The sequence below is a fragment of the Microbacterium sp. BWT-B31 genome, assembly GCF_041379855.1.
Classification (GTDB): Bacteria; Actinomycetota; Actinomycetes; order Actinomycetales; family Microbacteriaceae; genus Microbacterium.
Genome location: NZ_JBFECU010000007.1, coordinates 58,380 through 73,806, shown reverse-complemented (window position 1 = coordinate 73,806; position 15,427 = coordinate 58,380). Strand labels below are relative to the sequence as shown.

The following is a 15,427-nucleotide window of genomic DNA, read 5'->3' as shown; positions in this document are numbered from 1 at the left end:
TCCGGGCCTCACGAACGCACGCGGAACTCTTCGACGGGTGGCCGCGAAGAGGCGCCTGCCTCGTGCGCCCCGGCGCGACGGCCAAGAGCGGATGCGGCGACCACGGCCGCCCCGGGCATGACGGCGATCAGCGACAGCACGCCGAAGGCCGTCGAGGCGGCGATCCCCGCCGTGGCGCCGAGTCCGGCGGCGGCGAACGCCCACGCGGCGGCGCCCTCGCGCGGACCCCACCCGCCGATGCTGAGCGGGATCGCCCCGGCGAGCACGGCGATGAGCCCGGCGACGACGAGACGTGCCAGAGGGGCCTCGACGCCGACGGCGAGCGCAGCGATGACGAACGTCGTGACGTGGCAGGCGACGGCGACCGCAGAGGCGACGGCGACGCGGGCCACCGTGCCGACCGTGCCGAACGCGACGGCGAGGTGGGCGAGCTCCCGCCGGATCGCCGCGCGGGCGGAGGCGTTCATGGCCGCCGCGACGGTCAGCCCGACTCCGGCGGCGACGATCGCAAGGAGCACGATGCCCAGGGTGGGAGCGTATGCCCACCGCTGCAGCGTCACCACGACCGCAGCGGCGAGGACGAGCTGCACCGCCTGCCCCGCGGCGCGTTCGGCCGCGACCGCGCGGGACGCCTGGGCGAGCCCGCCGCCGCGTGCATGCCAGACGGCCCGGTGCACGTCGCCGACCACCCCGCCCGGAAGGACCGAGTTCAGAAACTGCGACCGGTAGTAGGCGGTGACCGCCTGCGCCCACCCGAGGCGCAGCCCCAGGCGCCCGGCGAGGATGCGCCAGCGCCATGCGGCTGCGACCGTCGCCGCCGCCCCGAGCACGACCGCCGCGGCGATCGCCGGTGGCGACACTGCGGCCAGCCCCGTGAGGAACGGCCCCGCTCCGAGCTGGAGCAGGAGCGCGAGAAGGATGCCCGCCCCCACGCCCGCGCGCACCCACGCCCGCACGCGGCGGGAGGCGAGCACCGCGCGCACCCGGCGCGACCGGATGAGCAGGGTCATGGCGACCACGCGAGCAGATCCAGGTGGTCTACGACCACGCGAAGGGTGCCGGCCGTCGATTGGGCCGTGCGGACGGCGCGGTATTCCTCGGCCCACTCCTCCAGCGCCGGGCGCGCCTCGACCGCAGCCCCCAGCCACCCGTCGAGCCACTCCGCGACGAGCGCCGCCTCGGACTCGTCCAGGCGCCAAGGCGACGCAGCGGTTCGCACCGACCAGCCAGCACGCTCGAAGAGGTCGATCGCAGAGGTCGCGGCATCCGGACCGAGAAGCCGTCGCCCGTCGACGGTGCGCCGTTGATGACTGTTGAACGCCGACGCGAAGACGCCGTCGCCGGGGCCGACCGGATCGAGCCCGACGCGCCCCGTCACGCTCAGCGTGAACAGGCACGGCGCGCCGGTGGCCACGCAGGCTCGCACGATCGCCTCCAGCTCGTCGCGCGTCAGCACGTCGAGCAGGGCCGACATGGTCACCAGCGACGCTCCGGAAAGATCGGCGGCGGCGAGTTCGGCGACGTCTTTGACGCTCGTGCGCACCACGGCTTCGGGTGAGGGCGGGCGAGCGGCGGCATGCTCGAGCAGCAGCGGGTTCCAGTCGTGCAGCACCCACGTCTGCGGGCCGTGCAGCAGCGGGGCCAGCCACCGCATCATCGAACCCGTTCCGCTGCCCAGGTCGTGCACGACCGCGCCGGGGCGCAGCATCCGTGCCGCAGCCATGCCGAGCCGGCGCGAACGCGACCTGGCGTCTGCCCGCTCGCGCAGGGTCAGCCATTCCGCCGAGACGGGGATGACGTCGGTCATCGCGGCCTCGCGAGCCCCGGCGGCGCGCCCCCCGCCGGGCTCTGCGCCCACGACCCCGCCGCCGAGGTCACCGGTTCGCACCCTGCGGATGAACCGACCGGCGCGCGAACGACGTGTCATGAGTGGTACCCATGAAGACAGAACGGTCTCTGCGATGCAAAAGGTTCACCTCGCTCCCCTCTGGTCGGTCGGCGCTGGCGTCGCCGGGCTGATCGCCATCGACCGGTTCAGCGCCCTGTCGGTGGCGGGGTGGTGCATCGGCCTCGCCTACCTTCTCGTCTCGAACGCCCTGCTCGCCAGGGGGTTGCGCAGACGCGCGACCGTGCGATTCGGCCCCGCGAACGCCGTCACCCTTGCCCGCTCGACGCTGGTCGGGCTCATCGCCGCCCTCGTCGCGACCTCGTTCACCGGCGCGATCGCGGTGCCGCTGCTCATCGCGCTGACGGTTCCGGCCCTGGCCCTCGACGGGATCGACGGCTGGGTCGCCCGCCGCACCAGGACCGTGAGCGAGTTGGGCGGGCGCTTCGACATGGAGGTCGACGCGTTCCTGCTGCTCGTGCTGAGCGCGTACGTCGCGCCGACGCTGGGCTGGTGGACGCTGACGATCGGCCTGCTGCGCTACGCGTTCGTGGCGGCGGGCCTCGTGATCCCGGCGATGCGCGCGACGCTGCCGTACCGGTACTGGCGCAAGGTCGTGACGGCGGTCGCGGGCGTGGCGCTGACGATCGTCGCGTCCGGCATCGCCCCGCGCGAGGTCGATTGGCTTGTGACCCTGATCGCCCTCGCGCTGCTGCTCGAGTCGTTCGGCCGCGACGTCGTGTGGCTCGTGCGCCGGCGTGCCGAGACGGCCGGGGCCGGGGCATCCGGCGCCATCGTCACCTCAACGGATTGAACCCGAAGCGGCTCGGGATCGTGTCTAGCAAGAGGTCCTCGGCAGAGGGACCACCGAATCGGAACGGATGAACCGATGGCCGAAAGCAACCAGCGCCTGCTGTGGACCATGCGCATCCTGAGCGCGGCCCTCCTTCTCGCAACGGGCGGAATCCACATCTACCTCGTCTTCGCCGGCGTCGGCGGCATTCTGGGGGTGCTGTTCGTGCTGAACGGCATCGCCGGCATCGTGCTGGCGGTCGCGATGGTCGTGACCCGCGGCCGGCTGCTGCAGCTGACCACGGTGCTCAGCCTGCTGTTCCTGATCGCGACGCTCGGCGCGCTCCTGCTCGCCCTCACGGTGGGGCTTTTCGGCATCACCGAGACGTGGGACTTCACGCTCGTCCCCGAGACGGTCATCGTCGAATCGATCGGCATCGTGGTGCTCGCGATCACCACCGCGCTCGCGCTGCGCGCACCGCGGGCGGTGCGGCCGGCATAAGGGGCGGATGCCCCCGGCGCACTCGCTCACCCGGCGCGCTCGCTCACCCGGCGCACTCGCCCACCCGGCGCCCTGCCGGGCCGACTGCTGCTGATTCGTGCAACCGCGGCGAACAGAAGTGGCGCACCCGCACGAATCTGCCGCACTCGCGAGGCGCCGAGACCACCTCGCCGCCCGAGGGTCATGCTTGGATGAAGCATGTGAAGGCGTGGCTCGCGCGAGCACTCGGCGCCCCGGGCTCGGTGTCGTTCCGGAGTTTTCGGGGCATCGTCGAGGAAGCGGGCCGGTGGCACGATCGCACCGCCGGCCTCACCGACGCCGAGCTCGTCCGGTCCGCCCTTCGTGAGCTCGCGACGGGCGGCGGCGGAACCAGCATCGCTCCGACGGCCAAGCTCCTCGCGGTCCTGAGCGCTGCGGCGGAGCGCTCGCTCGGCCAGAGGGCGTTCGACGAGCAGCTCCTCGCCTGCTGCGCGCTGCTGGCCGGGCACTGCGTCGAGCTCGACACGGGCGAAGGAAAGACCCTCGTGGGCGCCCTCGCCGCGGCGGGGTTCGCGCTCGCCGGCCGACGGGTGCACGTGCTGTCGGTGAACGACTACCTGGCGCAGCGCGACGCCGAGTGGATGAGCCCGCTGTTGGCCGTCCTGGGGCTGCGGGTCGGATGGGTCGGACAGCTCACCCCCACCGCCGACCGACGGCAGGCCTACCTCTGCGACGTGGTCTACGCCTCGGTGAGCGAGGTCGGCTACGACGTGCTCCGCGACCGGTTCGCGACGACGGATGCCGACCGCGTGCGGCCTGCGTTGGACGTCGCGATCGTCGACGAGGCGGATGCCGTCATGATCGACGAGGCGCTGTCGCCGCTCGTGCTCGCCGGCTCGTCGCCGGATGCGCCCGAGGACTTCGCGCTCGCCGATGCCCTCGTGCGAGACCTCGAGCCCGGCACCGACTTCGCGGTCGACGCCGACCGCGCGACCGTCACCCTCACCGACGCCGGACTCGATCGGCTCGAGGCGCGCCTGGGCGGGGTGAATCTGTACGAGGAACCCCATAGCGACACCCTCACGCGGATCAATCTGGCCCTGCATGCGCACGTGCTGATCGAGCGCGATGTCGACTACCTCGTGGTCGACGGCGGGATCAAGCTGATCAACACCACACGCGGTCGCCTCGCCCATCAGCAGCGCTGGCCCGACGGTCTGCATGCGGCGATCGAGGCGAAGGAGCAGCTTGAGGTCTCATCCGCCGGCGTCATCTTGGACACCCTCACCGTGCACGATCTGCTGCGCCGCTGCGAGACGCTCGTGGGAATGAGCGGCACCGTGATCGCCGTCGCCGAAGAGCTCGCCGAGTTCTACGAGCTGACCTCGGGCCGCGTCGATCGACGGCTTCCGAACCGGCGCGTCGACGAGCCCCAGCGGGTGTTCACGAACGACCGCGAGCGGACGGATGCCGCCGCCCGCGAGGTCCGGGATCGACATCGCACCGGGCAGCCGGTGCTGGTCGGGACTCAGAGCGTTGCGGCATCCGACGAGTTCGCCGCGCTCCTCGCGCGGCTCGGGGTGCCGGCGCGCGTGCTCAACGCCCGCAATGACGAGGACGAGGCCGCGGTGATCGCTCGCGCGGGCGAGTTCGGAGCGGTCACGATCTCGACCCAGATGTCGGGCCGCGGCACCGACATCCGTCTCGGCGGCCTGGACGAACGCGATCACGCACGCGTCGCCGCGACCGGAGGGCTTGCCGTGGTGCAGATCGGACGATACCCCTCCGGACGCCTCGATGCGCAGCTGCGCGGTCGCGCCGGCCGGCAGGGCGATCCCGGCTGCTCGGTGACCTTCGTGAGCACCCAGGACGAGCTCGTCCAGGCGAACGCGCCCGCTCATCTGCTCGAAAAGACCCGTCGGAAGGGCACGCGGCTCGACCAGGCGGCGCTCGGACGGATCGTCGACACGGCGCAGCGCATCGCCGAGGGCATCCGGCGCGACCGGCACCGCGACACCTGGGACTTCACTCGCGCCATCGTGCGCCAGCGCGACACCGTGCTCGCCCGACGAGAAGAGGTGATGGATGCCGCAGACCCGCCCATCGAGCTCACCGAGCGAATCGCCGCAGAGCTCGAGAATCTCACCGCCGCGGCATCCGCTGCCCTCGTCTCGGAGCTGACGCGGTCGGTCACGCTGTGGTGCCTCGACGAGCAGTGGCGCGATCACCTCGCGAATCTCAGCGAGATCCGAGACGGCATCCACCTGCGGGCGCTCGCCGGCGTCAAACCGCGCGACGAGTTCCACCGGATCGCGCTGCGGGAGTTCGCCGGCTTCTTCACGGCGGCCTTCGACAGGGCGGCGGGCATCGTTCGCGGGGTCACCGCCGACCAGCTCGGACGCGGGATCGGCGCGCTCGGGCTGCGTCGCCCCTCGGCGACCTGGACCTACATGATGAGCGACAATCCGCTGGGGAGCCCCCTGGATCGCGCCGGGAGCCAGATGGGACGGTGGATGCGGTCCCGCGTCTACCGGATCGAGTAGCCACGGCGCCTCCGGGCGCGACTGCCGGGGCCAGTCACTTCACGCGGCTGCTCGCGTGGGTCGGTACCGCACGACGACCGCACCCGACCGGAACTCGCGGCGATCGACGAGTTCGAGCTGAATGCGCTCGCGCAGACCCGCGAGCAGCGTCGGCCCGTGTCCGGCGAGGACCGGCTGCACGAGGAACTCGTACTCGTCGATCAGTCCCAGATCCGCCAGCGCCAGGGGGAGCGTCACTCCCCCCACGGACAAGCCCTCGCCAGGGGCCTCCTTGAGCCGTCGAACCGCCTCCCCGAGATCGCCGCGCACCAACTCGGCGTTCCAATCGACCGCGCTCAGCGTGCTCGACACGACGTGCTTCTTGGCCCGGTCGATCGTCTCGGCGAACGGAACCGCCCACTCATCCATCCAGTCGGGCCATTCGCCCGTCGCAGGCCTCCGCCACGCCGACTCCATCATCTCGTAGGTCACCCGACCGAACAGCAGGGCATCGGCCTGCGCCATCTGCGCAGTCCAGTAGCGCATCGACTCCTCGTCCGGCGGAATCCCCGCCTCGTGATGGACGCAGCCGTCGAGCGTGATGTTGATCGAGTATCGAAGTGGTCTCATACTGGTGCCCGCCTTCGAGGATCGGTGTTCTTACGCCCTTACTGTCAGGCGCCTGACCAGTTTGTCCGGCAACGGCGGCGAGCGCACCGACCTGACGCAAAGGCCGTAGCTCGCATCAAGTGGAGCCCAGCGTCAGGTGCGGCTTGCGGGGCCCTCACCTGTGGTCGTGGGCACGGTGTCGGTTCGGCAAGCCGCAGCGCTACGTCACAAAGAAGCTGATCGCATCCCGCGATCACGCGGTGCTGACTGGTGCTTCGCTGGTCTACCGCCTGGCGAGGCTCGCTGGTGTGCACCGGTTTGGGCGATCGCCCGCGCCGCGGGCATCGACCGCGAATACGCCCACCGTTGGCCCCAAGCTCGCGTCCACCCACACGCCGCTCTGACCCGGAGCAGAACTGATTCGCCGAAACCGCGTCACAGAACAGCACCCGCTGCATCTAACCGAATGAAGTGAACCCCAACCCCCGAACTCGAACCCCTCCCCTCGAACAGGACTCAGATCATGACCGTCGACCCCCTCACCGAAGACCGGGCCACCCCCACGGAGGGTGAGCAAGTCGCTGCTTCTGCCGAGGAGCCGCGCTCGAACAAGCGTCGCTCGATCATCATCACGGCCATCGTCGCGGTGCTCGTGCTGATCGCCGCAGGGGTCGCCGTGCCGCTCGTGCTGTCCGCCAAGGCGCACGACGAGGCGTTGGCTGCGTACAGCCGTGCTCAGACTGCGTACGAGGGCGCCAACGACGCCGTTGACGCCGCTCACAAGGAGCTCACCGCCGCTCAGGAGGCCGCACTGGTCGACTACGGCGCTTCCAAGGCGCTGCTAGGCCGTGTTGCTAAAGGCGCTGGTGAGCCAGTGGAGTGTCGCGGCGAGGCAGAGGCCGGCGTGGTAGTTGCGGGCGGTCTTGTCTGAGCGCATCGCGATCCCGCGCCACTGCTTGAGCTTGTTGAAACACCGCTCGACGACGTTGCGGCCGCGGTAGCGGGCCCGCTGCTGGTCGCCGAAGTCGATCGGTCGCCCGCGCCGCCTGCGGCGGTGGGCGATCTGATCGTCGCGTTCGGGGATCGTCGCGGCGATCCCGCGCTCGCGTAGCCACGCCCGGTTCGCCTTCGACGGGTAGCCCTTGTCTGCGAGCACCCGGTCCGGCCGGGTCCGCGGCCTACCCCGAGCGCCTGGCACGCGGATCTCGCCCAGCGTCGCGGTCAGCATGCTGGTGTCCGCCGCCTGCCCAGGCGTGAGAATGAATGCGAGAGCCCTGCCCTTCCCGTCGCAGACCAGGTGGTTCTTCGTCGTCAACCGCCGCGAGAACGGCCGATCGCATGATCCGCCGGCTCGTCACCGAACTTCTTGTAGTTCGACAGCGCCCCCTGTGACACGGGGAAGGGTCGCGCCGTGCTGGTGCACGCGCACGATCGTGGAGTCGATCGACGTGACCCAGTCCAGCTCGCCGGACTGCTGCGCAAGCGACTGCGTCTTCTCCAGCACCCGCGCCCATACGCCCTGCTCGGACCACCGGTTGAAGTTCTTGTAGATCGTGTTCCAGTTCCCGAACCGCTCCGGCACGTCCCGCCACGGCGCGCCGGTCCGGAACCGCCACGCCGTCGCCTCGACCACCATGCGCCGATCCACCGGCGGACGTCCCGTCGACTTCGCAGTGGGGAACAGTGGCGCGATCACCGCCCACGCTTCATCCGAGATCACATCACGCGACACGCGTTCAAGACTCGCCCACAAGGCACCCGAAGGCGTTTAGCAACACGGCCTAGACGCTCGAACGACACTGCGATCGCTTCATACTGAAGGCTCCAAGGACCGCCGCCCGTGCGGGCCACGACCAGCCCAGTTCCAACCAAGTACAGGACTCATGTACCGGTACTCACCCCACCCGGGTCGGTGACGTCCCGTGGGGTGGTGGGGACTCTGGCGGGGTCGTCGGCGTCGTAGGCGTTGGTGAGTCATCGTGCGATGGTCAGTGGAACCGGCTAAAGCTACTCACAGAAGGGCACAAAGCACGATGGCTCTCGACCAGTCTGCCCTCCTCGAGCTCCTCGGGGAACTGAAACTCACCGACGTCATCGACCGGCCACGGGTCGCGACCGAAACGCTCTACCAGGAACTGATCGACGCGGAAGCGGCCGCGTTCATCGGCGCAGCCCGCTACGAACGCAGCGTCGACCGGTTCGCGGTCCGCAACGGCACCCGACCGAAGACCGTCTCCACGACGGTCGGGGATCTGGAGTTGCGGGATCCCGAAGCTGCGGACCGGCAGTTTCTTCCCGTCGCTGCTGGAACGGCGCCGCCGGGTCGACCAAGCACTGTTCGCGGTCGTGATGGAGGCATGTGTTCACGGCGTCTCGACTCGCAAGGTCGACGATCTCGTGAAGGCGCTGGGGGTCGACACCGGCATCTCCAAGTCCGAGGCGTCGCGGATCTGCGCCAACCTCGACGAGGACGTCGCCGCGTTCCGCGACCGGCCGCTGGCCGACACCACCTACCCGTATGTGTTCCTGGGCGCGACCTACTGCAAAGCCCGCGTCGGCCGGCGGGTGGTGTCGCAGGCCGTGATTGTCGCGATCGGAGTCGCCGCGGACAGGCGCAGGGAAGTGCTCGGGTTCGAGGTCGGGCAGACCGAATCGCAGCCGTTCTGGACCACGTTCCTGCGCTCCTGAAAGCCCGCGGCCTCGGCGGGGTGAAGCTCGTGATCAGCGACGCCCACACCGGGGTGATCGCCGCTGTCGACACCGTGTTCCAGGGCGCCAGTTGGCAATGATGCCGGGTTCATTTCATGAGGAATGTGCTCACCGCGGTCCCGAAGGCGGCCGGGCCGATGGTCGCGTCGATCATCCGCACGATCTTCGCGCAACCCGATACCGAGCACGTGTTCACCCAGTTCCACGAGGTCGTCCGCATGCTGAGCCGATCACACCCGAAGGTCGCGGACATGCTGGAAGACGCCAAGGACGACCTGCTCGCGTTCTGCCAGTTCCCGTTCCCGCACTGGCGTCAGATCTGGTCCACGAATCCGCTGGAACGGGTCAACAAGGAGATCAAACGCCGCACGGACGTGGTCGGCACGTTCCCCAACCCGGCCGCGCTGCTGCGCCTGGCCGGGCACGTCCTGATCGAGCAGCACGATGAATGGGACGGCCCCGACCGCCGCTACTTCAGCGAGCACTCCATGGCTTTGCTGCTCACCGACAGCGAGGAGGTGAACATCCCGGAACTGACCGCGGCATAATCACACAAGCTGACCCGCACGGTATCGAGAAACTCCACCAACAATCGGGCCGTCACCCACCGGGTCCATCTCGTCGCCGCTGCCGTTGATCGCACACGGTCGTCTACGGCACGCGGGTTTGTGCCTTTGGTTTCAGCGGGCTGGACCATCTGGCAAGGGCGAATCCGTCCGGGTGCCAACTGTTCGGCGAACGCTTCGATTATGGATGCATAATGGTCCTACCATTTGTCCCTTCGGAGGAGCATCATGTGTGGCGACGGCAGCGCGACTCCGCCGGACCGAGCACGACTACGCCGAGATCAATGGTTCAGCCAGTCCGCGAGCATTTCCTTCTCCGTTGGCCAGTCGATGGCAGCCGTGGCTGTGCCACTCCTGGCGGTTCAGGCCGGCCATCCCATCGAGGCGGTGGGCCTCATCGTGGCAGTGTCCGCGATCTCGCAAACCGTCGCCCGTCTGGGCATGGGCTCCCTGATGAGCCGGATCCCCACCAAGTTCTTCATCATCGCGGCGACTCTTCTTCTGGCCGCTTCGTGCTTCACTCTGGCTCTGAGCAGCGCTCTCTGGGCGCTTATCGTGGCACAGCTGCTCCAAGGTGTGGCACGCGCTTACTTCTGGACCGGCAGCCAGACGCATGTCCTCCGCGCCTCGGATTCAGCACTGAGGGCACTCTCACGCCTCAACGTGGTCCAGGGTGTGGGTCAGCTCGTGGGCCCGGCGCTGGCCGGCCTGATCGGCGCTTGGTCTCTGCAGGCCTCTTTGGTCGGCGCAGGCGCACTCGGCATGCTAGCGGTCGCCCCGTCCCTCTTGCTCATTTCCTTCGCACCCTTCGCCTTCACGCGCCGGCGAGACGGCGCCGGCCGACGTCAGATCTGGCGTCGGCCGGGTGTCTCCAAGGCCGCCAGCATGACGGCCGTCGCGGGCGCCTGGCGCGGCATCCTCAACTCCTATCTCCCGGTCATTCTCACCGCTGCCGGTCACGCGATCCCCGCCGTGGGCGCGCTCGTGACCCTCACAAATCTCGCGTCCCTGGTAGGCAGTGCGATCTCGCGTCCTGTTCAAGCGCTCGGCTCGCGAGTCGCAAACGCACTCGGCACGACAGCCGCGGGTATCGGACTAGCCGTAGCCGCGCTGTCTCCCGCGCCGATCTGGATCCCCGCGGCAGCACTCGGCGTGTCGGGGCTGGGTGCGGGCATTCTTCAAACGGTTGGTCCCGCACTGGCTGCGGACTCAGTCGGAGCCGAGGAGCGAGGGCGCGCCATCGCATCAATCGGCACGTTCCGCTCGGTGTCCCTGCTATTCTCGCCGGTCATCACGGCGGGACTGGTGCTCGTCGTGCCCAGCGCTGCTGTCGCCTGCGGGGTCGCGGGTATCATCATCTCCACGCCCGCCCTCGCCGAATTCATAGGGCGTCCATCCGCCGCCGAACCACCTCGCGGCAACCAGGAAGACGAGGAAGATGCCGAAGACGACAGCGCCGCGGCGTAGGCACGTGGCAGAGGCTGTGTCCGGTGACCTGTTCGCCGCTATCGAGTCTCAGCGCTCCTCTCATGCCGTCGCAGACCAGATCCGCGCGCTTATCCAAGAAGGAGTCATCGAAGTCGGCGACCGGCTGCCTCCGGAGCGCGAGCTGTGCGAACGTCTGGGGGTCAGCCGCGTGACGCTGAGGGAAGCACTTCGCATACTTGAGACGAACGGACTCATCATCGTGAAGGTCGGGGTCGGGGGAGGTGCGATCGTCACCGTTCCGTCCGTCGACGTCGTCCGTGAGAGCATCAGCGACCTGCTCGCCCTGTCTGCGCTCACGGGGGCCCAGGTCACAGAGGCGCGGTCCGTGCTCGAACTCGGCATAATCCCGCTGGTCTGCGAACGGGCGACCGACGATGACCTCGCGGAGCTCCGAAGGATGTGCGACGACGCGTACGCGGCGCGCAAGGTTGGTGAGTTCGACGTGCGCACATCCCTCGCTTTCCACCTGAGGCTGGCAGCGGCGGCCCACAACCCGGCGATTGACCTCCTCCTCACGTCGTTCCAGCACCCGATCCTGCGTACGCTCTCCGAAGCCGGTCACCGCGATATGAGCGGCATCGACGAACACCGACAGCTCATCGACTCCATCGCCGAGCGCAACGTCTCGGGTGCACTCAGAATCATGCAAGCGCACCTGCAGCGCACGGCGAGGGTCGTCGGCTGAGTCCCGGCATCTCCGAATCCCGGTTGACACTCATAGCTGAACCGTTCATAATTCTTAATGGTCTTACCATTTGCACTCCCGGATGTTCGACGACGAACGAGCCTCCAGATCCACCGCCGCGCCGCGGCCCGAGTCCCCTCAGGAGTGACCATGCGAATCGAATCAAAGCGGTGGCTCTGCCAGAGCTACGGCAATTGCGTCGCCATCGATCCCGGCCACCTCGATCTAGACGACGAAGGCCTTGTCGTCATCACTCACGAGACCGTCGAGCATGACGACATCGAAACCGTGCAGGCCGGCATCCGCAGTTGCCCAGTGAACGCCCTCATGCTGGTCGAGAGCGAGTGACGATGACCACCCGTACCAGCGCTGCACTGAACCGGATCGTCATCGTCGGTGGGTCGGTGGCCGGCGCGCGCACGGCCCAGGCGCTCCGATCCCGCGGCTTCGCTGGCGAACTCGTCGTCATCGAGCCCCATGCGGGCGAGGCATACGACCGCCCACCTCTGTCGAAGGACTATCTCACGGGTGCGCGGGCGCGGGCCCAGCTCGATCTAATCCCCGGTGGGTGGGCCTCGCTCGACGTTCACGTGATCACGGCATCCGCGGCGTCACTCGATACCGCGTCGCGCGCTGTTACCGTCTCCGACGGCCAGGTCATCACGTATGACGGTCTCGTAATTGCCACCGGCCTCTCGCCCCGGAAATTGCTCACCGACGACGGCGAGCCGATCGGCCATGTCATCGGGTCGCTCGCAGACGCCGATGCGTTGCGGGCCAAGCTACACGAAGGCGCACATGTCGTCGTCGTGGGAGGCGGGTTCATCGCCGCCGAAGCGGCGTCCGTCGCTCGTGGCCTCGGCCTCCGCGCATCGATCATCAACCGCCACGCGAACTTGCTCCAAGGCAGTCTCGGCCCCGTCGTTAGCGCCCACATTGCCGCAACCCACCTGGCCAACGGTGTCGACCTCATCAGCGAGGCGCGCCTCGCTTCGATCGCGCGCGATGGCGACGGCGCGGTGATCACGCTGGAAGATGGGAGGCGAGTCCACGCCGACGTCCTCGTCGTCGGCGTCGGATCCGAACCGAACACGGGGTGGCTAGAGGGCTCGGGAATAAGAGTCGACAACGGTGTCATCACAGACGCCCGGTGCCGCGCGTTCGGCGCGGCTGGTGTGTACGCGATCGGTGACGTCGCGCACTTTTACGATGTGCACTCTGCCAAGCCACGGCGGGTCGGCCACTGGAATCACGCGGCAGACCAGGCGACTATCGTCGCCCACAACCTCCTGCACCGTGACGACCCGATCGGCTACCGGGAGGCGCCCTACTTCTGGTCCGATCAGTTCGGCGAGAAGATCCAGGTCGCCGGCTACCCGGATCCGGACGCCCACGTCGACCTCCTCATGCTCGATGGAGCGCCCCCCCGGCGGGTCGCCGTCTACACGCACGGCGACGACGACGGCTGCGGCGCGGTCGTAACCTTCGGGTGGCCACGCGGCATGGCGGCCGTCCGGCGGCTGCTGCCCCTAGACCCCACCACGGCTGAGATGCTCGTCGAGCTCGGGAAGCTCGCGGCGGGCCCTCGCCCGGCCCCTGTTCCCACTCCCTGACCTTCACCACCCGTCGTCCCCACACGAAAGCGAGTGTCCCCCATGGCCATCAACATCGGCTCCACCACGCAGGCGCGTTCTCCGCGACAGGCTCGGGATCTGGTCGACCTGGAGACCGGTCAGATCAGCCGTGAGGTCTTCATGAGCCCGGAGGTCTTCGATCTCGAGATGAAGAACCTGTTTACCCGCGCCTGGCTCTTCGTCGGCCATGCGTCACAGGTCGCCAACCCTGGTGACTACTTCTCATCGTGGATGGGCAGCGACCCAGTGCTTCTCACGCGCGACGTCGACGGTGAGATCTACGTGTTGCTCAACTCTTGTCGCCATCGCGGCATGCGGGTCTGCCGCTACGACGAGGGCAACACCACCCAGTTCACCTGCCCGTACCACGCTTGGTCGTACTCGATGGACGGTAGCCTCGTCAACGTCCCGGGCGACCTCTTCGGCGTGCCGCACATGAAGGCGGCGTACGACGGCAAGCTGGACAAGCCGAACTGGGGTCTCGTGCGTTGCCCCAACGTCTTCAACTACAAGGGCCTCATCTTCGCCAACTGGGACGAGGACGCGGAGGAATTCCTCGACTACGTCGGCGACTTCCACTGGTGGCTCGACAACCTCGCGGACGCGTTCGACGGCACACCCGGCGACACTGAGGTGTTCCGCGGCGTGCTCAAGTGGCGCATCAAGTCGAACTGGAAGTTCGTCTCGGAGAACTTCCTAGGCGACACTTACCACGGTGCGTCCACGCACGCGTCGGTCGAAGCCGTGGGCATCGGACCCGGCGGACGCGGAAAGCGCCGCCACGGCGAGCGGCAGGATCAGGGCGGCCACTCGGCTGGCCGAATGAAGACATCGTTTCGTAACGGCCACGGCGCGAGCGACAACCTGGCCTATGAGATCGCGTACCCCGAGTTCGTCGAGCCCGAGATGAACGAGTACTTCGACGAGGCCTGGGCGGTGCGCAAGGAGCGCCTCCAAGCCGAGAGTCGTCGACTCGGCGGTCGGGGCCCCGCGACGATGTTCCCGAACATGTCGTTCGCAGCAGGCTTCCCCCGCACCATCCTCGTCGCCCACCCGATTAGCCCGACTGAAACCGAGGTATGGCGCTGGTTCCTGACCGACAAGCGCGCGCCGCAGCACGTGCGCGAGTGGCTGCGGCAGTACTACATGCGATACGGCGGCCCTGCCGGCATGACAGAACAGGACGACATGGAGAACTGGGACTACGCGACACAGGCCTCCAAGGGCGTTATCGCGCAACGCTACCCCTACAACTATCAACAGGGCCTCGGCACAGAGGTGCTCTCCGAGCTCGACCGCGCGGTGCACTCTAACCACGCGATCTCGGGCGAGGTCAACGCCCGCGCGTTCTATCGCCGCTGGGCCGAGTTCGTCGACAATCTCAGCTGGGAGGAGCTCATCGAGATTGCGCGTGACGATGACCGCGTCGAGGCGATCATCCGTCGACAGGAGGAAGAGATGACGGCCGAGTTCGCTGAACAGAAGGAGGCACACTGATGGCTAACGCACCTGACTACAGCGCAGGCCCCGACCGCTGGGCCCTGTTGCAGGAGGTGTCGGAGTTCCTCTTCGCCGAGGCCGACCTCATCGACGAGCGCCGCTACCCCGAGTGGCTCGATCTCCTCGCCGAGGACTACAACTACAGCGTGCCGCTGCGGAGGAACGTTGAGTACGCCGACGCCGACACACTCGGTGAGACTGCCGTTGGGTCCGAGGTGTGCTGGTTCGACGAGCCGAAGTCGACGGTGGAGCTGCGCGTGATGCAACTCGCCACCGGCGTGCACTGGGCCGAGGAGCCCGTCTCGCGGGTATCGCACCTCGTGACGAACATACGCATTGAGGAGGTGAACTGGCCCGCGGTCAAACTCTCGAGCAGGTTTCTGGTCTACCGCAACCGCGTCGCCGACGAAACGGACTTCTTCGTCGGCCGCCGGAAGGACACGCTCCGTAAGACGGATGACGGATGGAAGGTCGTACGCCGCCATCTCCTGCTCGACCAGACGGTGCTCCTAGCCAAGAATCTCTCGGTCTTTCTCTGAGGCGGAGACGACATCGC

13 protein-coding genes and 3 pseudogenes are annotated in these 15,427 nt (G+C 68.3%); 12 read left to right on the top strand and 4 right to left on the bottom strand.

The window, feature by feature from the left end:
• Positions 1-8 precede the first annotated feature (8 nt).
• Both AB1K54_RS09210 and AB1K54_RS09205 read right to left on the bottom strand, forming a co-directional pair.
• The gene (locus tag AB1K54_RS09210; RefSeq protein ID WP_371202446.1) at positions 9-1,010 is read right to left on the bottom strand and encodes a lysylphosphatidylglycerol synthase domain-containing protein; all 1,002 of its coding nucleotides are present in this window, start codon (positions 1,008-1,010) and stop codon (positions 9-11) included.
• A complete protein-coding gene (locus AB1K54_RS09205; RefSeq protein ID WP_371202445.1) occupies positions 1,007-1,927 on the bottom strand; it encodes a class I SAM-dependent methyltransferase in 921 nt (306 codons plus the stop codon). Before AB1K54_RS09205 ends, AB1K54_RS09210 begins: the two co-directional genes overlap by 4 nt.
• Positions 1,928-1,961: 34 nt before the next feature.
• Between AB1K54_RS09205 and AB1K54_RS09200 the strand changes: the two genes are divergently transcribed.
• The 3 genes from AB1K54_RS09200 to secA2 all read left to right on the top strand — a co-directional run bounded on the left by AB1K54_RS09200 (position 1,962) and on the right by secA2 (position 5,701).
• Positions 1,962-2,699, top strand: a complete 738-nt coding sequence (locus AB1K54_RS09200) for a CDP-alcohol phosphatidyltransferase family protein (RefSeq protein WP_371202444.1) — start codon at positions 1,962-1,964, stop codon at positions 2,697-2,699.
• A gap of 75 nt (positions 2,700-2,774) precedes the next feature.
• Positions 2,775-3,179: a hypothetical protein gene (locus AB1K54_RS09195; RefSeq protein WP_371202443.1), complete on the top strand. Its 405-nt coding sequence runs from the start codon at positions 2,775-2,777 to the stop codon at positions 3,177-3,179.
• 191 nt (positions 3,180-3,370) lie between these two features.
• Positions 3,371-5,701, top strand: coding sequence for an accessory Sec system translocase SecA2 (secA2, locus tag AB1K54_RS09190; RefSeq protein ID WP_371202442.1), 2,331 nt, complete (start codon positions 3,371-3,373; stop codon positions 5,699-5,701).
• 39 nt (positions 5,702-5,740) lie between these two features.
• Here secA2 and AB1K54_RS09185 read toward each other — a convergent pair whose 3' ends face one another.
• Positions 5,741-6,310 carry a dihydrofolate reductase family protein gene (locus tag AB1K54_RS09185; protein ID WP_371202441.1) on the bottom strand — a complete coding sequence of 190 codons (570 nt, stop codon included), beginning with the start codon at positions 6,308-6,310 and terminating at the stop codon, positions 5,741-5,743.
• A 502-nt stretch (positions 6,311-6,812) separates the two neighbouring features.
• Between AB1K54_RS09185 and AB1K54_RS09180 the strand changes: the two genes are divergently transcribed.
• Positions 6,813-7,220, top strand: a complete 408-nt coding sequence (locus tag AB1K54_RS09180) for a hypothetical protein (RefSeq protein WP_371202440.1) — start codon at positions 6,813-6,815, stop codon at positions 7,218-7,220.
• Here the strand turns inward: AB1K54_RS09180 and AB1K54_RS09175 are convergent.
• A pseudogene (locus AB1K54_RS09175) lies at positions 7,131-8,009 on the bottom strand (IS5 family transposase). The gene AB1K54_RS09180 and the pseudogene AB1K54_RS09175 sit on opposite strands and share 90 nt — an antisense overlap.
• A 313-nt stretch (positions 8,010-8,322) precedes the next feature.
• Between AB1K54_RS09175 and AB1K54_RS09170 the strand changes: the two are divergent.
• From AB1K54_RS09170 to AB1K54_RS09135, 8 genes and pseudogenes are all read left to right on the top strand, one after another.
• Positions 8,323-8,574, top strand: a pseudogene (locus AB1K54_RS09170) (transposase); the annotation flags it as partial.
• A gap of 64 nt (positions 8,575-8,638) precedes the next feature.
• A pseudogene (locus tag AB1K54_RS09165) lies at positions 8,639-9,546 on the top strand (IS256 family transposase).
• A gap of 246 nt (positions 9,547-9,792) precedes the next feature.
• Positions 9,793-11,031: an MFS transporter gene (locus AB1K54_RS09160; protein WP_371202439.1), complete on the top strand. Its 1,239-nt coding sequence runs from the start codon at positions 9,793-9,795 to the stop codon at positions 11,029-11,031.
• On the top strand, positions 11,003-11,737 hold the full coding sequence (locus AB1K54_RS09155; protein ID WP_371202438.1) for a FadR/GntR family transcriptional regulator: 735 nt from the start codon (positions 11,003-11,005) through the stop codon (positions 11,735-11,737). The genes AB1K54_RS09160 and AB1K54_RS09155 overlap by 29 nt, the downstream gene beginning before the upstream one ends.
• A gap of 150 nt (positions 11,738-11,887) precedes the next feature.
• A complete protein-coding gene (locus AB1K54_RS09150) occupies positions 11,888-12,085 on the top strand; it encodes a ferredoxin (RefSeq protein WP_371202437.1) in 198 nt (65 codons plus the stop codon).
• A gap of 2 nt (positions 12,086-12,087) precedes the next feature.
• On the top strand, positions 12,088-13,350 hold the full coding sequence (locus AB1K54_RS09145; RefSeq protein WP_371202436.1) for an NAD(P)/FAD-dependent oxidoreductase: 1,263 nt from the start codon (positions 12,088-12,090) through the stop codon (positions 13,348-13,350).
• Between the two features lie 42 nt (positions 13,351-13,392).
• Complete coding sequence (locus tag AB1K54_RS09140) at positions 13,393-14,868, top strand: SRPBCC family protein (RefSeq protein ID WP_371202434.1); 1,476 nt, start codon at positions 13,393-13,395, stop codon at positions 14,866-14,868.
• Positions 14,868-15,410 carry a 3-phenylpropionate/cinnamic acid dioxygenase subunit beta gene (locus AB1K54_RS09135; protein ID WP_371202433.1) on the top strand — a complete coding sequence of 181 codons (543 nt, stop codon included), beginning with the start codon at positions 14,868-14,870 and terminating at the stop codon, positions 15,408-15,410. The genes AB1K54_RS09140 and AB1K54_RS09135 overlap by 1 nt, the downstream gene beginning before the upstream one ends.
• Positions 15,411-15,427: the final 17 nt, after the last annotated feature.